Below are 20,125 nucleotides of genomic sequence, written 5' to 3'. Positions count from 1 at the left end.
CGCTGTCGGTCTCGACGGCCAGCCGAGCGCGCAGATCACCGCGATCGCACCTCCGGTTCCGCATCTCACGCTGACCAAGAAGGCGATCCCCGCCGAGCTGGCGCCGAACGACACCGAGGTGACCTACCGGTTCACGGTGACGAACGACGGTCAGCTTCCCCTCACCGACGTGAGCGTGAGCGACCCCGGCCCTGCCGGCGGCAAGGGCACCATGAGCCCCGTGACCTGTGAGAGCAACGAGGTGCTGCCCGTCGGCGCAAGCCGCGACTGCACCGCCACCTACACTGCGAGCCCCGACGACCACAACGGCAAGCCGCTGAAGAACACCGCGGTCGCGAACGCCGAGGCCGACGGTGTTGCGGTGACCTCGAACCCGGCCACGGCCGAGGTCACCACGATCGTCCCCGCCCCGAAGCTCAGCCTCACGAAGGCGGCCGTCGGCGGCCCGGCGACGAGCGCGGGACAGAAGATCCAATACCGGTTCACGGTGACCAACTCCGGCAACGTCGACGTCAAGACGGTCACGGTGAAGGAGGGCAGCTTCTCCGGCAAGGGCACTCTCGGACCGGTCGTCTGCCCCGCCGACGTGGCGAGCCTGGCTGTCGAAGCCTCGGTGACCTGCACGGCCGAGTACACGGTCGTCGCCGCGGACCTCACGGGAAGTCCGATCACCAACACGGCCACCGCGAGCGGTGTCAGCGCCTTCGGTCCGGTCGTCTCCGACCAGGCCGACGCGAAGGTCCCGACCGTGAAGCCGGCATCGGGCGGTCTGGCGCAGACCGGTGGTGACTCGATGCTGCTCGCCGGAGGAATCGCAGGCCTGCTGCTCCTCAGCGGCGCGCTGACCCTCATCATCGTCAAGCGCCGGAACTCGATGAGCTAACCGGCATCGTTCCGACAGAGTGGCCCGCAACCTCTGGTTGCGGGCCACTCATGTTCTCCTAACCCCTGATCGTGTCCCCTCGCAGCCGGGGAGATGCCCCTATGCCCGGCACGCTCAGCATCCGAGTGACGTGAGCATGGCCATCCGGTCAACGCCCCCGATCTCGTACACCAGCCTGCGGGCCTGTGGTTATGCGCCAGTTCGACATCTGGAAGCAATCTGCGATCTGTGCTCACCGTTGCACGACAACTCGGGTATTCTGACCGGGTTCTGCGCTGACCCCGCGCAGATATTCACCGGCGTGGAGGGACACGCGCTGGTCGAACTCATTCCTGGGAGGGTTCGTGGTGGACGCACGTACCGACGCTGAGCTGCTGAGCGCTGTCCGCGAGGGAGACAAGCACGCCTATGCAGTGTTGTGGGAGCGACATTCCCGTGCCGCCCGGCGACATGCCTATCGGCTGTTCCCTTCCCGAGCCGATGACCTGGTCTCCGAGAGTTTCCTGGCGATCTACCAGCAGGTGACCACAACGCATGCCGGGCCTCGGTTCGCATTCCGGTCATACTTGAAAGCAGTTCTGCGCAACACCGCCATGCGGTGGTCCAAGGAAGAAGACCAGATGCCTCTCGCGGAGTTTGTTGACTCCGTCGACGACCGGGACGCGCTCAGCATCGCGGAGGTCTACAGCGATGCTGGAGATGTCCTGGCCGCGCTGCAGGCCCTGCCGGAACGGTGGCAGCGTGTGCTGTGGCTCGCGGAAGTCACAGAGGTCGGTCGCCCTGCGATCGCACGGGAACTGGGGATCAAACCCAATGCTGTCTCGGCCCTTCAACGCAGGGCACGCGCCGGTCTGAAGTATCAGTGGCTCACTCTCCAGGTTCCACTCGCTCTTCGGGATGATCAGACTCATGCGGCGCGCCTTTTCCCGCAGTATCTGACCGAGCCCGCCAATGATACGGTGTCCGCCGAGGTGAACCTGCACATCGCTGAGTGCATGCCCTGCCGCGCGTTGCTGCACGATACACGCAATGCGGCTGCCAGCATGGGAGGCAGTACACTGGCCGTCCTGCTGGGAACGGGTGGTATCGGTGCGGCCACCGCTGCGCTGTCGTCGACCACGACCGCCACCGCGATCGCAGTCGTCGCCGGCGCCGGAACCGTGTCGTGGTTGGTGGGCGGAGGAGTCGCAGCCGTCACCGCTGGCAGTCTGATCGTTTCGTCCCTATTTTCCGTGGGCCCTGCCTCTGCTGCGCCTCAGCCTCAACAGGTGCAGATCGCACCCACAGAATCTGCGACCCCAGCGTCGAGCGCAGCGTCCACCACCGCGACTCCTTCAACGCCGGTGGGGACACCGGACAGAATTTCGGGTCAGCCGGACCCCGCGGATCAGGAAATCGGCTTGACCGATGACCCCACTCATTACTTCCCTAGGTACCAATCCCGCCCGACCCCCGCCACGAACGTCCCCGACCCGGGCATCGGCCCCGCCCCAGAGCCAAGCCCGACAACGGGGCCGGGCACTAGCCCCGCGGGGTTCGCGCCCGGTATCACCAGCCCGACCAGCAGCTCCGCCTACATCTCGCCGATCATCAGGGGCAAGACTTCGCCGGGCACCAAAGTCGCCGTTCAGATCGACACGCGGCGCTTCACTCCCGAGGTCGCCTCTGACGGTTCCTGGAGCCTGGATACCCGCGGGCTGGAACTGACCACTGGCAGTCACCCGTATCAAGCCTGGGCCTACACGGAGTTCGTGTCTTCCGCCGCGGTCAATGGTGCGTTCACCGTGCTCCCGCTTGAGGTCCGGGGCTTCGAGAACATCACCGGGTTCGAGGACCTCACCACAACGCAGGCCGCGACTACTGGCCTCATCGTAGAGCTCCAGGGCCCGGCGAACGGTGTCGTCTACGTGCAAACGATGGAGGGCATCACCGCGCTCGTCGCCCTCGACGCGAACGGATACGCGAAGCGCCGGCTGCTCGTGCACTCCTACGGCTGGTACTGGTTCAATATGCGCTACTTGGACAGCGACGGCTATATGGGCCCCGGCTGGGAACACAACCTCGACGTCTACGACCCGGTTGCATCGTATGACCCGATGGGACCCAACCCAGACGACATGACCTACGAGTTCGTCGCCCCCTAAGCCAACCGTCAGCCCAACGCCAACCGCGCGCCGGGGGGCTCGCTCGTCGCGGTCTCACGGCGAGCTGGACTTAGTCGAGGGGCTGTACACCACCACTTCGAGAACAAGGAAGCACTCCTGCGTGCCGTCCTCGTCGAGGAATGGCCATTGCGGTGCCCTAGGAACATCACAGTGCCGAATTGTGACCGGTCCCAGTTTATGTCTATGATCAGACGCCGGAGCGTCGTGGGGACCGACCTGCGACCTGGCACGCCCGCGCTTCACCCTGAAGGAGCACGGGGTCACCTTTCTGGGGAAGGACATTCACATGCCCGAAATCTCGTCGACCCTTGACGACATGACGCCGACAGCGCCGGCATTGACCCGTCGTAAGGTTGTCAAGACCGCGGCCTGGTCGCTGCCAGTGATCGCGGTTGCCGTGGCCGTACCGGGAGCTACCGCCTCAACGAACCCCGTTGATCCAGTCTCGTGCGTCGCGCTCCCCGTCGGCGCGTTCAGCGTTGCCGGGGGAACTCTCGTAGCCAATGGCGCCGATGGAACCCTCCCGACCTCCAACGGCAATTTCGGCACCGGTTGGACGCCGCCAAAGGCACCGAGTGGCGACTGGCAGGTCGGATACACGCAGACAGACTCAGCGGTTGCTCCGGTGCCCGCAAGCTGGTGGCAGACAGGAGGAGACCCAACCCATCAGATCGGCTTCCTGTCACTCGACGACAACGACAACCGCGACATCGCGCCGCACACGCCTTCGGTCATCACCACCACGTTCTCCGTACCTGTCAAAGCTGGTGGATCCTACGAGTACGTTCTTCCAATCTATGCGTCAGCGGACTATCTGGGGCCGCAGTATCTTGACATCTCCATCATGGGCGCGGGCGTGAACCAGCCAGGTGCCGTGCAGGGCTACATCGGAAACCCGGCGATTGCGCTCATTCCGGATGGCCTCGCTGGATATCCTCACTTCGCGACAGCGCAGAACCCGGTGGCGTCGTTCACACCGACTTCGGACGGAGTAGTGGTGTTCACGTACACCTTCACACTCTCGTACGTGACAGCTGGAGCTCGTCAGAACGCCGACCTTTTCGTGAATGCCCCCAGCCTCACGGCGTGCGCGTAGGGGGACACCCGCAGTCGGCGCAGCGGACTACCGCACGACGAACCCTCGAGGCCAGCGCACGATGCCCGGGCGGTCGAAGGCAGCACCAACGAACCCACACGATAATGCGAGTTATCGTGTGGGTTCGTTCTCGCCGACCGTGGAGGCTGGTGAGATGTTGGGCTACTCTCATTGCTCTTGCGTGACGCGCACCATGGCATCCTGAGCTTGTTCGCGCTGCGTCGATATTCTCGCGATCCACACGCTGGGGATCACGAGCACAAGTCCGGCCACGGCAATGGCGATGGTGAACCCGTCGTACCCAAAGGCTTCGACGGCGGCCGCACCGACGACTGGCGAGAATGCTTGCCCCACCATGTAGGAGGCCGTCATGAGCGCGGACCAGCGTCCGCTGACGTCCAACCCCGCGGCTACAGCGATGAAGTAGAGGAATGCGACTGCCGAGACCATGTCCCAGGCCACGAACGCAACCGAGAACATCAGCGGGTCGCGAGTGAAGCCGATAGCGAACTTGAGTCCTGCGCTGATCAGCATGAGAATCGCCAGTGGCCTTGCCCGCCCGAGCCGTCCGCCGATCACGGCCAGGGCGGCTGCCCCGATCAGCGCTGCAATCTCACCAACGCTGAAGGCGATCCCCGCCACTGATTCCGGCATCCGCAGTTTGTCAGTCGTGAACTGACTCGCCATGGCCCAGAGGCTGCCCTCAGCGAGCCCCCACACAGGGAAGAGGAGGAGCAACGCCACCCCCGCCAATGCAGCGCGCCGCCCCGGCGCCCGATCTTCGAGCTCCAGTTCCAGTGCATGAAGGTCGGCGGCCACGCTCTCCACCCTGACCGGCGACTCGGGCAACCACCGTACGACCAGAAGTGCGAGAGCGCAGATGGCTGCGATCGAACCGAACACGCTGACGGGTACAAGACCAAAAAGAGGGACGACCGCGAGGACCGCCGCTGTGACCGCCGAGTTAACCAGACCGCTGATGCCCGCGACGCGATCTGGATTGAGGAAGGCTGCGATTGCAGCCCCAGACGTCGCTAGGATGCCGCCTGCGCCAATGCCTGCAATGGCCATGGCGATGAACATCACTGGCAGCGCGGGTGAGAGGGCTGCCGTGGCAAATCCGAACACGGACGTCACGAGGCCTACTCGCGCGAGGCGGCGACGGTGACGTGATGCAGCCAGAGGACCGCAAAGAAGCCCGACCGCGGCGGTGGCGATGAGCATCACAGATGTAGCGGTGCTGGCTGTGACCGTGTCCGCACCGGTGCCAGCAGAGATCGCATTGATGAAGTAGGGGGTGAGGTTCTCACCTAGGTATCCAATAATGCCCAGGGTGAACAGACCCACGGCTGGCGTGGGAGTCATGGGAACGCGAATCGTCGTTGACATCGTGCACCCGGTCCTGTCTAGCTGTTCGCTCGGTAGCCGGTGATCGGTGCGGCCGGAAGAACGCCGGCCTTTGCCTTCCCTGCCAGCGTGTCGCCTCTCACCTTCGCCGTGAACGTCACGGTGAGTGGAATGGGCTTAACCATCCGGAACTCTCCCGATACCTGGTCGCCAGCGACAACTCCGTTCGTGAGGGCATACTCCCCCACGTCGTCGCGTGCTGTGCCGGTGATCACATCACCGTCGGCGATGAGATTGAGCGTGATGTGTTCTGTGCCGAAGGCGCTGGCCCATTCAATGTCCCAGCGGCCGGTGATGTCGAGCATGCGTACTCCTTATTATTAAGGGCAGTTACGTGGGAGTGTCGAGGGCAGGTACGTGACCTACCACCGCCAGCGCGGCAGCAGGCGGCGCAAGGGGCGTGGAATGAGACCGATCCAGTTGGGCGACGCCGAGTCTGCCGCTTCGACGATGTCGGCGAAGAAGTTGGCAACGGGGCTGAGTTGATCGACGTCGATCTTGTCAATCGTGTCTTCGTCGTCGTAGAGGTAGAGCGGCCCGCTGATGAGGCTGATCGTGGGGATGCCGAGAGACATCGTGTACGCCGCGTCGGTCGGGATCCCGTCCTCCGTGAATTCGAGCGCAGTGCCGAACAACAGGGACGTTCCGTCCAGGTCGTTCTTTCGAATGAGGCGCGCCAGTCGCCATTTCCACCGCAGACTCAAATTCTCGAAGATGCCGCGAGGCTCGCTGTGCGGGAGGGCACGAAACTGGCCGTCTTGCCCTCGCTCCGCGCGAAGACCAACATGCTCGATGGTCGCATTCAGCATGACATCGAACTCCAGCTGGGTAGCTAGGAGGTACTCCTCCGCGAAGCGCCTGTGGGCCTGGTACCCGGTGAAATGCGTGTCGAAGGTCACGAACATTAGGGTCTTTTCGCGGGTTCGCCCATCCGTGTCCATGGCTGCGAAATGCTCGGCTAGCGCGATCACTTCCGCCGTTCCGGATGCATCTTCCACGGCTCCGGGAGTGACCGAGTCGTGGTGAGACTGGATCATGACGGTCGCAGAGGTTCGCCCGGGCAGGATCCCGATAACACTTTGCGACAGCACCCGCTCTTGAGTGACGTGCATGTCCAGAGTGGCGGTGGAGTCCGCCTGCAGCCTTGCTCGGAGCGCGCGCCCCGTTTCGAGGGTCACCCAAACGCCTGGTAGCCCCATCGGTTCCTCTGGGAAACTCTCGTTCCTGTAGGCAAGCGACTCGGGGTAGTCGCGAAGGACGCCAACGACGCCCACCGCACCGGCCTTCTCCGCAGCCCGCAGCACACGGAGCATCGATGTCTGGAACGGATTGCGAGAGTCGCGGACCTTTCGATCCTTCTGCACGCGGCGTGGATCGTACCGGTACTCGGCGAGGAGGTTCATGGACTTGAGTCGGACCTCGAAGACCAGGTCGAACAACACGATCATGCCTCGAAGATCCGCGGGGACGGGACCAGCGCCGATGTCGACGACCTTTCCAGACAATCGTGCATTGATCAGGTCGCCTGTTTGACCTTCCCACGTGACTCCGCAGTGTTGGATCGGAGAGCAGGCGATCGCCTCGTCGTCGACGAGGAGGGAGGCACGTTCCGCCTTCCACAAATAGGACGGCTCCTCGAGGACTCGAACATCCGCGATCCCTGCTCGGCTGAACCGCTCGGCGACGTAGTCAGCGGCGAGCTTGCCACCAGGTGTTCCTGTCGCTCGTGGTGCAAAGTCGACCAGATCTTGGATAGTGCCGAGTAGGCGCTCTGTAGTCAAGGCCCCCACGGGTCGGCGACGTACTTCGCCTGGCTCCGCGAGGTGCTCTTCTGGACTCGGTGTCTTCATCCTGACTCCATTGCTTATGTGAATGGATCAATGTATAACATGTCTTACACAAAGTTGGAAGCTTCGAGACAAGGACTGTGAATGACGATCGAACCCACCTGGATGACTGCCTACGATCTCGCTGTCTTGTTTCGACAGGGGCGCCTCTCCCCCGTCGACGCCGTGGATGCAGCACTCGATCAGCTCGAACGAGCGAATCCAGCGATCAACGCCTTCGTGACGGTCACCGCACATCGGGCACGTTCGCAGGCGATCGATGCAGCCAAGCGGTTGCGTGCGGGCGAAGACCTCCCTCCACTGTTCGGTATCCCGATCACGGTGAAGGACCTCATCGACACGGACAACGTCCGCACAACGTACGGGTCGCTGGCCTACACGGACAACGTGCCGACAAGCAACCACCTGTCGTGGGACCGCCTGGAACGAGCGGGCGCGATCATGGTGGGAAAGACAACCACGCCAGAGTTCGGTCTCCTGGGCACCACCGAGAGCCATCTCACTGGCATCACCAACAACCCATGGGACATCAGGCGCACTTCAGGTGGCTCGTCCGGAGGCGCGGCCGCGGCGACGGCCGCTGGTATTGCCCCCTTGGCGTTAGGCTCTGACGGCGGCGGCTCGATCCGGGTTCCCGCAGCACTCTGCGGCGTGGTTGGATTCAAGCCGTCCGTGGGCCGGATTCCCCACGCCGACAATGCCGATGCCTCAACGACGGACGGCCCGATCACCCGCCGGGTGATTGATACCGCTTTGATGTTGAACGCCACCATCGGCTACGACAGACGAGACCGATTCTCGCTCCCGGACACCGGCGAAGACTACGTAACAGCCGCGATGTCACCCACGCCTCTCAAGGGTCTTCGCATCGCGGCGTCGCCTGACCTCGGAATCGACGGACTCGACTCTGGAGTTGCAACGCAGTACTACGCGACGCTCGATCGGCTGCGCCGGGCGGGCGCCGTCGTAAGCGAAGTCGGAATCGCGCTCCCCGACCCGAGCGAGTACTTCGTCTCGTATTGGGGCCCTGAGTACGAGCTACTGGCCAGTGCGATGACGTCGGAAGGGCAGCAATTGTGGCCTTTCATTGAGGATCTTGCGAGCAGGGCTCGCGGCCTCAGCGCGCTCGACGTGAGCATGGCAATGCGCCAAGTGCGGACGCAGCTTTATAACTCGTACATGAGGGTTCTGGCAGACCATGAATTCCTGGTCACTCCGACAACCCCCACGCTGGCACCGACTCACGAGAAAGTCGCATCCTCGACGGGTGCCGACGGGGCAGCGGCTCAACTTCACCGTCTCACCGAATCTCCGAGTCACGCAGGACTTCCCGCGCTCACTGTGCCCGTAGGCGTTTCAGAAGGATTGCCGACCGGCATACAGATTATCGGGCAACCGCACGCTGACGCCCGAGTGATCAGCTTCGGAGCCGCGGTCGAGCAGCTCATCGGCCACGAGTTCGCACGGCCACCGCTTCAGTAACATGTGCTGGAGTACGTGAAGGTCGGGCAGAAAGCCCGCGAATCAGCCGACGGAAGGAGACTGATGCCTCGTTTCGTTGATCATGCACGGCGTCGCGATGAGATTCTCGACGCGGCTGCATGGGTTCTCGCGGAGCTCGGGTACGGCAAGTTCAGCCTGAGGGCGGTGGGAGAACGGATGGGCGGCTCAACAACCCTCGTCACTCACTATTTCTCTTCCCGCGAGCAGTTGATGATCGCGCTGACGGACCGAGTTTTCGATGAAGCTGAGGCTGAGGTAATCGAGATTCAAACAATCATCGATCCGCATGAACGGCTTCGGAGCGCGCTAGCGTTCTTCCTTCCCGTCGACGACGAGTCGGCGATGCAAGAGCGCATTCGCATCGCGCTACTTCCCTACCGCCGCTCCGACGCCACCGTCGAGGAGTTCTTCGCTCGGCTCGAGGTGAGCATGCGCGCTCTTCTTCGGGCTGGCCTCATCGGATTCGTACCGGACGCCGAGTTGGACGCGAACGTCGCACTCTTGAGAGTGTGGGTGAACGGCATCGCGCTCTCCGTCGTCGAGCACCCGGAACTGTGGACCCCAGCCCAGCAGAACGATGCCCTTGGCCGGTTCACAGCACTTCTAGAGCTGCCATCGTAGCCACTGCATCGTCCCCTCTACTTCGACGACCGGATGGATCGGGGCGTTGTCGACATGCAAGACGCAGGGCGCTGCATGCGGATGGATCCCGCATGGAGACTCTCACCGGAAGCTCTTCCGGCACGGAGTCGGCTCCTGCCAGTGACTCACCCGCAAATCGAACGTCGGCTGTCGACCGATCCTGTAGATCCTGGCCTCGTTCGGCCACTTCCGCAACAACAGGATTGGATATTGCGCAATATACCTAGACGCTGAAGCGCGCTCGCCTACGGGTAATTAACCTGTTGCCACGCTGCCTTCGGAGATGACCCAACGCAGCCGTTGAGTCATCTCCGAACTGGTATCTCAATCAATGACATGGGAGTCATGAAATGTTGCCAATTCCCTCCTCTCGGCGAGTAGCGAGACCACTTCATCAATGGTTCACCGCCCGCAGCGCCGTATCATCGGTCGCCGCGGGCATCATGTTTGCGCTCGTAGGGGGCGCTCTTCCCGCGGTCGCCAGCAGTCCGCATCAGGCCGAAGGATTCGAGATCCCTAGCGCGGCGACCGTTCGTTCACTCGGCGACGTCGCGGAAGGGACATGCCCGCCGGGCTTTCTTCCATACGCTTGCAAGCCGGACGCACCCGGCTGGCCCTATCCGGGTATCAGCTTCCCGATGACGGAGCCCGGGATGGGTATTCCGCTCGGAGGCATCGGCGCCGGCAGCTTTATGATCAACCAATCGGGCACTTTCGGTCCGTGGTTCTTCGGTGGATCTCAAGACAAGGCGTGGGAAAGTCGCGCTCTTCCGCAGGCGGCATTCCACGTGCGCGAGCAGGTAGGCGGCCAGCAGGCGGAAGTCCGCACGCTCGCGACAGAGGGATCGCACGCCATCGACTACAAGAACGACATCCTGCCAACGCGTTCTTGGGAGGACCCGCTCCCCGCATGGAACATCTTGTCGAAGGGAGATGCGGACTACTCTGCCCTCTATCCGTTCGGCTGGATGAGCTACAAGCCGTTCAAGACTGATATCTCGATGCGCTTCTACTCGCCGATCGTCGCGAACGACGAGAAGCAGAGCTCACTTCCTGTTGCCAACTTCGACGTTCGCATTGCGAACAACACCGGCAAGACCGCTAAAGTCTCGACGATGCTCACCATGCCGAACGTCGCCGCACACGTAGGCACGGAACCCGCGACCGTCCGTGAAGGGCTGAGCAGTCAGTATCGAGAGGACAAGGCGAAAGGCATCAAGGCGGTGACCCTCTCCGCCGATTCACCAGGCAACACTCCGGACGCTAAGAAATCGGAGTGGACCATCGCCGCGAAGGTCTCCAAAGGGCAGACGTTCAGCTACACGACCTCCTGGAACGCGGCCGGCGACGGTTCTGACGTGTACAGGGCCTTCTCCGCGAACGGCAATTTGAGCAACGCGCCTCTTGACTCGTCTTCTTCGGCGGGCGCGATCGACGTGTCGGCAACGCTGAGTCCTGGCGAAGTAGCAGTCATTCCGTTCACGCTCACGTGGGATTTCCCGCAAGTTTCGTTCGACAACAACCAGACCGTTTGGATGCGTCACTACACGAACTTCTACGGAGCCCGTGAGAGCGCGACCAACGACTACATCGAGGGAAGCTACCCTTTCAACCAGAGCTTTGCGATCGCACGCGACGCGCTGAGTAAGCGCGAGCAGACACTCGCCAAGGTTCTGAAGTGGTGGCAACCGATCGTCGAGTCGACGGCCCTTCCAGACGCTGTAAAGAAGGGCGCGCTCAACCAGTTGGCCAACGTCACCTTCCATACTTCGCTCTGGGAAGGCGGGCTTGTCAGCAACTCTATGCCCGTCGTGACCGGCGCCAGCCGAATCGGTTCGCAGATCCCAGGCACACACAGCTACATCGGCCTGGATGCCAACTCCGGTGGCCTCTCGACGCTCGGTCAAGGCGGCGAGATCGGCATCTACAGTTACATCGTGTACTCGGAGTTGTTCCCGTTCATCGAACGCGATCGCATGGAGAACAAGGCTGAGGCGATCTTGGCCAGCACCACCCACGGCGATCCTTGGGACTTCAGCGTGAACGAGAACGATGGCGACAACCCGTTCGTCCATTGGAACCAGGGCACCGACTCCGGACCGGGCCTGTCATGGTTTCTCGACCGCCCAGCCGAGAACATCTTCAGAATGTATGACTACGCGCAACGGAACAATGACAAGAAGTTCCTGAAGTTCGCGTACCCGGCCATGAAGAAGGCGTTCACGTATCTCCAGAAGACGATCCCGTCGGACTACGCGCTGCCAGAGGTGCCGTCGGCCAACCACCCGTCACCTGACTTGCTGAGCCCGCAAGCGATGTCGAACGCATACAACGGCGTCCCCTCCAACCGATTCGACTCATATGTCTCCTCGCTCTACATCCTCGCGGTAGAGGCGATGATCTCTGCTGGTCAACAAGCCGGAGAGGATCAGAGTGCCATCACCAAGTTCAAGTCGGACCTGGCTGCTGCGAAGGCAGACTTCGAGAAGCTGTTCTGGTTGGAGGATGGAGGCTACTACCGGTACACCCTTCCCGAAGCACCGGGAGGAACCGACAACGCGATGATCGCAACCTTCCTCGCCCAGTATCTCGCAGAGCGTGCGCAGCTGCCCGACGTCGTCAATACCGGACACTACAAGCGTCATCTTCAGACCGTGCACGGCTTCACCGCTGGTCTGAAGGACCCGCAAGGTCGTTCGATCGGCGCGAACCTCCTCGCTTCTTCGACAACGTCATCCGGTTCGATCTGGCCGCAGGCCAACTACGCGTTCGCTGCGAACCTGGCGAGCGCCGGCCAGCGATTCGATGACAAGAGTCTCATCTCGGAGGGCGTGGATCTTGCATCAGCAGTAGCCGGGCAGCTTTGGGACGTGCGCGAACACGGCTACGAATTCAATACGCCCATCAGCTACGAGGCTGATGACACGGGTTCCTTCCTCTACCCAGGCTGGGAGGGCAACCTCGCCGTCTGGCAGCTCGTTGACGTGCTGGAGTGGCGCGCAGGCGGGTAGCCGACCTGTTAGCCAGGTAGCGCCACGTCGGCGCCTCCGCATCCGGCAGCCCGGATGCGGAGGCGCCCGTTCCCATCTCCGGTGCGGCGCAGAACAGCGAGTGCTCGGCCATCGAAAGTGTCATGTACAGACAGGTCGTACGCTTGAGTTGGAGCCGGATTCCCGCTCCCGAGAGCAACCAGCTCGAAAGGCCCGAAGACATCGACGTGGACGCTTCGGTCCCTGTTGCTCATGACAACCCCATGAGCGTCGACGATCTCGATGCGAACGAAGACGTGCTGTCCCATCGCAGGCTCGAGGACCACCGAGAGTCGCGGCTCACCTCTGGCGGACTCCAGCTCAAACGACTCGCCTGGTTGTCCCTCTCGGATTGCGATCGCTGACAGGGTCCCAAGCTCGTAGGGCACCTCGAACAGGGCTTTGAAGCGATTCTTCACGCCCGCCGGTTTCCGGTCCACGACACGTCCGTTACACCGCAACTCCACTTCCTCGGCGTCGCTGTACGCCTCGACCTCCAGCACCGTTCCTTCTGTCAGATTCCATGTCCAGCTTGCAAGACTGTCGCTCCAGGCCCATGGGCCGCCGGACGGAGATGTCCCGCTTGGGGCAGGACGACGCACAGCGAGGTACGGCGCGGCTCGCCGGCGGAAGACGATCTCTCGGTAGAAGGATGAGGGCCTCCGGCCGCCAATCAGGTCCAGATCCCCGCACCAGGCCGCGATCCAAGGGAATGGTGCGGGTTCCGCCGCTTCACCTGGCGATAGATACTGAGTGCGGCCGAGTCCGACCTCTCCCAGATAGTCGAAACCCGACCAAGTGAAGTCACCAATGACATGCGGGTTGTCGCGCACAAGCTGCCATGTGCGGTCGATCGTCGTCGGGAATGTCTCCGTCCCGACAATCACACGATTCGGGAAGAGAGTCTTGTCGAGTTCGTAGCGCGAGTCGATGTAGTTCATACCGGCGATATCGAGCACGCCGAACGACTCCGCTGTCTTCGAGGTGACCAGCGGAGACGCACTAATCTCTCTCATGATCTCCATCGGCCCTGCCATCAGGGTGTTGATCGCGGTTCCATCGTCCGCCGCCTGACCACGCTGTGCCGCGATCGCCTTCGCATCGTCCATGACCGCCAGCAGGCCGTTGATCGCGTTCGTCACGAATCTGGTCGGATCGAGAGTTCGCACCTTCTCCGCTATCGCTCGACCGATGATGCCTCCCGAGGCTGATCCCGTCTCCGTGACTTCGTTGCCGATGCAATAGGCGATGACGCTGGGATGGTTGAAGTCTTTTGCCACGAGCGACTCAACATCGCGTTCCCACCAGTCGGGGAATGCCAGAGAGTAGTCCCGGTCCATCTTGGGCGCGTTCCACGTGTCAAAGGTCTCATCGATGACATACATCCCCAGCCGATCGCATGCGTCGAGCAGCGGGACGCTCATCGGATTGTGCGCTGACCGTATCGCGTTGAACCCGGCTTCCTTGAGCAGGCGCACTCGGCGTTCCTCAGCCTCACGCACAGTGGCCGAGCCGAGGATCCCGTTGTCGTGATGGATGCATGCGCCGCGCAGATCTACTGGGTGTCCATTCACACGGAAGCCGTTGAGAGGGTCGACCTGCAGGCGCCGGATGCCGAAACGGGACTCCGACTCGTCGATGAGCTCATCACCGACACGGACCTCTGCCCCGGCACGATAGAGAGATGGGCTCTCGGCACTCCAGAGTCGCGGCGTGTTCACGTAGAGGCGCTGGCGGCTGAGTGCACGCCCTGCGGCAGCGACCGTGACGGGGACGATGCCGCCGGCGACGACTTTACCGTCGGGATCGAAGACCAGGACCTCAACGTCTACCGTCTCGCGGCTCAGTCCGCTGTTCTCGAGCGACACTTCAACTTCGACCATGGCGCCAAGATCATCGATGTCGGTTGTGCTGACACGAAGACCATGGACCGGAATGTGGACGGCACGGCCGAAGTGCAACCACACGTCTCGGTAGATTCCCGCCCCGGTGTACCAGCGAGAATCCTGGCCATTTCGGCATTCGACGCGGACGGTGTTCTCCTGGCCGCGGTTGAGATGCTCGTCGGCGTCGATGACGAAGTCGGAGTATCCATAGGGTCGGTTCCCGGCGTACGCGCCGTTGATGAATACAGCGGCGTCTCGGTACACGCCCTCGAACTCGATCGCCACCCTGCGATGGGCGGGATCATCCGGCACGGTGAAGGTCTTGCGGTACTCGTAGGTTCCCGTCGGAAAGTAGGCTCCCGCCGGATCACCGTCCGGATCTCGTTTCTCGCCGATCAATGCGTCGTGAGGGACGAACACGTCGACGTACGGTTCTACCTCGCCGCTCAGCTCATCGAAGGGGTTGACTTTCCGGCGGAACTGCCAGTCGTCATTGAACGATGTACGTCTCATGTGGTCTCCTCTGCGGAGGACGGTCGCCCGCGTCCGGGCACGGCGTGGCGCGGGCGACCGTCCAGGCTTGTGTTCAGTTGTCTGGGGATCCGACCTGGTCGATGATCGACTGGAACCCGGTGTAGTCGGTTGCTGGCAAGGGAGAGTTCCACGTCTTCTGCGCCATGGTCCGAAGCCGCGGAGTGATGTCTGCCGCGGCTTCCTCCTGCGTCCAGGTGCCACCGCTGTTCCAGTCGTTCAGCATCGACCCGCGAAGTCCCGGCGCGCCAACGGCGACAGTCTTCGTTGGCAGGATCTTGACGTAGCTGCCGTTCTGCTCGAAGTACAAGTAGCCGTAGAACTCGTTCACATTCCACGAGTCGTACAGGTAATTCGGGTGGATCTGCGGCGTCTGCCCGCCCGTCGGATAGGCGTAGGTGGGCAGCAGGCTGTCGTTGACGACCTGGTAGCCCTTGTCGAGCAGAGTCTGCGGCGTGAACGGCCCGTTCGCCCCGAAGAAGTCCTCGCTATCAGAATCGGTCCAGTACTGGATCACGATATTGGTGTCCAGTTCAATCGTCGTGCCGGGTCCGACGTTGTCGTTCCATGCCCTGCCCGTTTTGCCATGGCTGCGCACGAACTCATTCATCTCGTTTCCAAAGGCGATGATTGAATCTTTGGCTGTTGCATTCGGCCCGACGGCCGACTGCGCGTACTGAAGCAGTTGCGGATACTTCGCGAACTGACTGTTCGACAGGTACTCGTCGAGTCCGAGGTGCCAGTACTGACCCGGGAACAGCGGCAAATACTCGGAGACGACCTGCTTGAGCAGGTCCCGCGCTGCGGGGATTGTGAAATCGATCTTCGTCGGAGATACGACGCCATCCTTGTCCACGAGACGATACTGGGGGTAGTGCTCCAGAAGCGCGCCGAGGTGGGCCGGCATATCGATCTCCGGGATCACCGTGACATGATATTTCGCGGCGTACGTGACGATCTCAGTGATCTCTGCCTTCGTGAGGTACTGCGAGGATTGGAGCCCCAGATCGCTCTCCACGCGCCAGCCCTGGTCATCGGTCAGATGCAACGCGAGCGTGTTGAGCTTCAGGTAGGCCATGTCTCGGATACGCGCCTTCAGCCAATCGGGCGTGAAGTACATCCTGCCGAGGTCGACCATGAGGCCGCGCTCGGGGTAAGTAGGCGCGTCGGTTGCGACGCCTGCGGGAATGGTATCTCCGTTCTTAAGGCTTTGAAGGATCGTCCTCGTACCGTTGAAGACGCCGTCCGTCGTGCTGGCCGTGATCGTCACCGTTCCAGACGCTTCGAGCGTGTAGCCCTGTGGGCCGGTACCCTCGATCTGCTCCCCCAGCTTCAGGATGATGTCGCCAGGGCTCGGGTTCGAACCGTTGCCTGCAACCTTCACTTTTCTTCCAAACCGCCCGCCGAGCTCCGCTGCGAGGAGGTCAGCGACAGGCTTCAGTTGCGGCATGTCGCCTTGCGCGACGAGAACTCGGCTGCCGTTTGTAAAAGTGAACTGGCCAGCACCGGCCGTCCAGGACTTCAGTGCAGGAATCGTGACAGGGACGGATGTCTCGGCCGTAGCCGGTGCCGCGAACCCCACCCCGATTCCGCTCATCACGATGACTGCACCGGTGAGAATACGCACTGCTCTGTACTTACTCTTCATATCCCACTGTCCTTTCTATTGGTGGAGTGGGTCTTGTTCGTCTATCGGTGGAGCAGCTCATGTTCGCCGGGCACGGACGCAGTCCGGCGAGTCCAGGGAAACCCCGGAAAACGAAGCAGTCAGCCGGTCACGCGTAGACGGATCTGCGGTCGCGAGCGCTCAGCCGGCGACAGGACGACACGCATCTGCCGCGGCGAGCTCGTCGTAAGAATCGCTGCCGCAGTAGCCGAAATACTCGACAACGACGTCAGCCGAGGGCGATGACAGCCCGATCATGCGACCGGTGAAACCACCGGCCACCTCGGTGGAGAAGTAACGTCCGTCGATCCGGCCGAGCTCGATCCGGGTCTCCCCTTCGCTCGCCAGCACCACGATCTCATCCGGTCCGTGCTCGGGCGTTCCTTCGGGGGCACGTGACGGTTCCGTGCGGAGCTCGATGGTCGATCCGGCGTTGCCCGGCATCTCGCCCAAAGGGATCACGATGCCACCGATCGTGGCCACTGCGCAGATCGATGCGCTTGTGATCTCCGCCCGGACGGAATTGCGGTCGTCGATCCGGATCTCTAGAGCGCCGCCGTCGGGCATGATCGCTCGAACCTGACAGTACCTCTGCTCCTGCCGTCGCCCCACGAAGACGCCGCTGCCACCTCTCAGGCGCCATCGCCCGTCGTCGAAGTAGAGGAGGTCAGCCGGCAGACCCACCGGCGAAACGAACGACAGAGGGAGCTTCTCCGCGGCGAGATGCTCCATCACGACGCCACCCTTGGGCGGTTCTATAGGAGCGCCGATGGCCGGCCAACCGGATTCCCATGACAGGTGCGCGGCAAACGTCTCCCGCCCCATCGTGTGCCAACCTGGAGTCGAGCCACGTGGGCGCGCACCGAGGAAGACGACCGCCCAACCACCGTCTTCGCCCTCTACGAAGTCCGCGTGACCGGTGTTCTGTGTGGACGAATCAGTGCCGCGCGCCGTGAGAAACGGATTCGTCGGACTTGCCTGAAACGGCCCATTGGGCTTCTCGGCACGCGCGACGGTCACGGCGTGCCCGCGTTCTGTACCGCCCTCGGCGATCACCAGATACCAGTGCTCGGCGTGCTTGTAGAGGTGAGGTCCTTCGGGGTACTGGCCACCAGTACCCCGCCAGATGACGTCGACCTCTGTGAGGAGTTCGCCGCTTGCCGGATCCAATTGGGCTTGCAGGATCCCGTGCCCGATCGCGTCCGCGCCGGACCACGTCAGCCAACAGCGCCCGCTCTCGTCCCAGCAGAGATCGGGATCGATACCATGCGCCTCAGGAACGTGGGTCGGCGCCGACCATGGGCCTGCCGGATCTCTTGCTGTCACGATGAGCTGGCCAGGCCCATTGGTGACGTTGGTACAGATCATCCAGAACATCTCATCGTGGTACCGCAGGGTCGGCGCATAGATTCCCCCTGAGGCTCGTACGCCGACCCGCTCAAGATGCTCCGGCCGGTCGAGAACGTTGCCGATCTGCTCCCATTGCACAAGGTCGGTCGATCTGAAGATCGGCACCCCTGGCGAATACTCGAAACTCGAGGTGACGAGGTAATAGGTGTCTCCGACGCGGCAGATCGATGGATCCGGGTGAAACCCGGAGATGACCGGGCGTGTGGCGATCATCCTTTGACGCCCCCCGTCGCGAGTCCTGAGACCCAGAACCGTTGGAGGAACAGGAAGGCAACCACCAGCGGGATGACCGATACGAATGACCCGGTCAGGACCGTGGAGAAGAGAACTTGAGCGCCGCCCCCGGCCGACGCGTTCGCCTGCCACTGCGCCAGCCCGACCGTGACGGGGTAGAGATCTGGCGTGTTCAGCATGATCAGGGGCAGGAAGTAGTTGTTCCAGGTCGCGACGAGCTGGAAGAGGAGCACCGTGACGAATCCAGGCGCCAGCAAACGCAGCGAGATGGTCCAGAAGGTTCGAAGTTCGCCGGAGCCGTCGATGCGCGCAGCCTCGAGAATGCTGTCGTCCACCGAGTCGGCGGCGTACACCTTCATCAGGTAGACGCCGAATGGGCTGATCAGCGACGGCAGGATGATGGACCACGGGGTGTCGGTCAAGTTCCCCGCGGCGAAGACGAGGTAGGTCGGAAGCGCAAGAGCGGTAAGCGGCACCATGATCGAGCCAAGGATGAGCGCGAAGACTGCGGCACTTCCTCGGAAACGGTACTTGGCCAAGGCGTACCCGCAGGCTGTCGCCAGGATGGACGCGCCGACAGCGCTGACCACCGCATAGAGCGCCGTGTTGAGCATCCAACGCCAGAAGACGCCGTCCTGGAAGGTGGCAAGGTTGCCGATGTTCGTGAAGAACTCGAAGCTCTTGCCGAACCACAGCCCGAAACTCGAGAAGAGGGCGCTATTGTCCTTCGTTGTGGACACGATCAACCACAGCAACGGAATGACGAAGTATGCCACGGCGACCCACATGAAGATCGTGAGCAGGTTGCTGCGCCGATCAGCCAGGTGCCCTCGTTGACGTCGTCTTGGCGACGAACGTTGCTTACGTTCGGGCAACAGGTCCGCTGTCGAGACGGAGACGAGATTCTGCGTAGAGGTCAAGGCTGACGCTCCTTCCGGCTGCCGCGGGTTTGGACGATGAACGAGAGGATGGCAATGAGGAGCCCGAGCAGGAACGCGATCGCCGCGGCGTAGTTGATGTCCTGGTTCTTGAATGCGACGTTGTACGCATAGAGGTTCGGGCTGAAGTCAGTGCCGATGGCATTCGGAGCGATGTTGAACAGCAGGTTCGGCTCGTTGAAGAGCTGGAACGACCCGATGATCGAGAAGATGACGGTCAGAAGAATGGCGGGGCGGATGGCGGGCAGCTTGATGCTCCAGGCGATCCGCCATTGCCCGGCGCCGTCGATCTCTGCAGCTTCGTACAGATCGGTGGGAATAGAGCGCAGGGCGGCGTAGAGAACGATCATGTTGTAGCCAACGAACTCCCAGATCAGGATGTTCATCGTCGATCCAGTGATCTTGTCTGCCGAGAGGAGGTCGGGCCCGGGAAGCCCGACGATCTCGAAAAGCTGAGTGATGAGTCCGAAATTGTTCCCGTAGAGGTATCCCCACATGAGCGTGGCGACAACACCGGGAACCGCGTAAGGAACGAAGATCAGCAGGCGCGCCAACTTGCCGCCGCGCACACGCCCGCTGTCGAGCGCCAGCGCGAAGAAGATCGAGAGCCCGAGGCCGATGGGGACCTGAATGAAGAGGAACAAGCACACCCGGCCAAGACCCGACCAGAAGCTCGGGTCCTGCAGTGCCCGCGCATAGTTGGCGAATCCGCTGAAGACGGTTCCGCCGACGAGTTGCGATGTGAACATGCTGAGGTACGCGGAGTAAACCAGAGGCACCACGAACATGGCGAGAAAGACGACGAGGAACGGGATGATCAGCATCCATGCCGCGACTGTCTGAGGACGATGGAGGCGGCTCGGGCGACGCCTGGTGACTGTACTCATG

14 protein-coding genes and 1 pseudogene are annotated in these 20,125 nt (G+C 62.3%); 7 read left to right on the top strand and 8 right to left on the bottom strand.

The genetic code is table 11. From position 1 onward, the window contains the following. The 4 genes and pseudogenes from ACIPY5_RS15395 to ACIPY5_RS15380 form a co-directional block, all read left to right on the top strand. The coding region (locus ACIPY5_RS15395; protein ID WP_400972141.1) for an LPXTG cell wall anchor domain-containing protein at positions 1-883 on the top strand (883 nt) is incomplete at its 5' end. A gap of 347 nt (positions 884-1,230) precedes the next feature. Beyond that, positions 1,231-3,027, top strand: a complete 1,797-nt coding sequence (locus tag ACIPY5_RS15390; RefSeq protein ID WP_400972139.1) for an RNA polymerase sigma factor — start codon at positions 1,231-1,233, stop codon at positions 3,025-3,027. Between the two features lie 60 nt (positions 3,028-3,087). Next, positions 3,088-3,360, top strand: a pseudogene (locus ACIPY5_RS15385) (helix-turn-helix domain-containing protein); the annotation flags it as partial. After that, positions 3,335-4,144 (top strand): hypothetical protein, encoded by an 810-nt coding sequence (locus tag ACIPY5_RS15380; RefSeq protein ID WP_400972137.1) that lies wholly within the window; start codon positions 3,335-3,337, stop codon positions 4,142-4,144. The pseudogene ACIPY5_RS15385 and the gene ACIPY5_RS15380, both read left to right, overlap by 26 nt. A gap of 168 nt (positions 4,145-4,312) precedes the next feature. Here the strand turns inward: ACIPY5_RS15380 and ACIPY5_RS15375 are convergent, their stop codons facing one another. Genes ACIPY5_RS15375 through ACIPY5_RS15365 form a run of 3 tightly spaced genes read right to left on the bottom strand, consistent with a single transcriptional unit; the run spans position 4,313 to position 7,401 of the window. After that, on the bottom strand, positions 4,313-5,491 hold the full coding sequence (locus ACIPY5_RS15375; RefSeq protein ID WP_400972135.1) for an MFS transporter: 1,179 nt from the start codon (positions 5,489-5,491) through the stop codon (positions 4,313-4,315). A 59-nt stretch (positions 5,492-5,550) separates the two neighbouring features. Continuing rightward, positions 5,551-5,856, bottom strand: coding sequence for a hypothetical protein (locus ACIPY5_RS15370; protein ID WP_400972133.1), 306 nt, complete (start codon positions 5,854-5,856; stop codon positions 5,551-5,553). A gap of 57 nt (positions 5,857-5,913) precedes the next feature. Then, positions 5,914-7,401: a M28 family peptidase gene (locus tag ACIPY5_RS15365; protein ID WP_400972131.1), complete on the bottom strand. Its 1,488-nt coding sequence runs from the start codon at positions 7,399-7,401 to the stop codon at positions 5,914-5,916. A gap of 81 nt (positions 7,402-7,482) precedes the next feature. Between ACIPY5_RS15365 and ACIPY5_RS15360 the strand changes: the two genes are divergently transcribed. The 3 genes from ACIPY5_RS15360 (at position 7,483) to ACIPY5_RS15350 (ending at position 12,554) form a co-directional block, all read left to right on the top strand. Continuing rightward, on the top strand, positions 7,483-8,880 hold the full coding sequence (locus tag ACIPY5_RS15360; RefSeq protein ID WP_400972129.1) for an amidase: 1,398 nt from the start codon (positions 7,483-7,485) through the stop codon (positions 8,878-8,880). A gap of 3 nt (positions 8,881-8,883) precedes the next feature. Beyond that, entirely contained in the window at positions 8,884-9,522 is a 639-nt protein-coding gene (locus ACIPY5_RS15355) for a TetR/AcrR family transcriptional regulator (protein WP_400972127.1), read from the top strand. 674 nt (positions 9,523-10,196) lie between these two features. Further along, complete coding sequence (locus tag ACIPY5_RS15350; RefSeq protein WP_400972125.1) at positions 10,197-12,554, top strand: GH116 family glycosyl-hydrolase; 2,358 nt, start codon at positions 10,197-10,199, stop codon at positions 12,552-12,554. Between the two features lie 8 nt (positions 12,555-12,562). Here ACIPY5_RS15350 and ACIPY5_RS15345 read toward each other — a convergent pair whose 3' ends face one another. The 5 genes from ACIPY5_RS15345 to ACIPY5_RS15325 form a co-directional block, all read right to left on the bottom strand. Beyond that, positions 12,563-14,971 carry a glycoside hydrolase family 2 TIM barrel-domain containing protein gene (locus ACIPY5_RS15345; protein ID WP_400972123.1) on the bottom strand — a complete coding sequence of 803 codons (2,409 nt, stop codon included), beginning with the start codon at positions 14,969-14,971 and terminating at the stop codon, positions 12,563-12,565. A gap of 73 nt (positions 14,972-15,044) precedes the next feature. Further along, positions 15,045-16,637: a family 20 glycosylhydrolase gene (locus ACIPY5_RS15340; protein WP_400972122.1), complete on the bottom strand. Its 1,593-nt coding sequence runs from the start codon at positions 16,635-16,637 to the stop codon at positions 15,045-15,047. Positions 16,638-16,796: 159 nt separating this feature from the next. Then, entirely contained in the window at positions 16,797-18,278 is a 1,482-nt protein-coding gene (locus tag ACIPY5_RS15335) for a glycoside hydrolase family 43 protein (RefSeq protein WP_400972120.1), read from the bottom strand. Then, positions 18,275-19,219, bottom strand: coding sequence for a carbohydrate ABC transporter permease (locus tag ACIPY5_RS15330; protein ID WP_400972118.1), 945 nt, complete (start codon positions 19,217-19,219; stop codon positions 18,275-18,277). Before ACIPY5_RS15330 ends, ACIPY5_RS15335 begins: the two co-directional genes overlap by 4 nt. After that, entirely contained in the window at positions 19,216-20,061 is an 846-nt protein-coding gene (locus tag ACIPY5_RS15325) for a carbohydrate ABC transporter permease (RefSeq protein ID WP_400972116.1), read from the bottom strand. The genes ACIPY5_RS15330 and ACIPY5_RS15325 overlap by 4 nt, the downstream gene beginning before the upstream one ends. Between the last annotated feature and the right edge of the window lie 64 nt (positions 20,062-20,125).

Source organism: Microbacterium sp. NPDC089698 (assembly GCF_044749045.1).
Classification (GTDB): domain Bacteria; phylum Actinomycetota; class Actinomycetes; order Actinomycetales; family Microbacteriaceae; genus Microbacterium.
The sequence above is the reverse complement of the archived record's forward strand: the minus strand, read 5'-3'. Positions and strand labels throughout refer to the sequence as shown.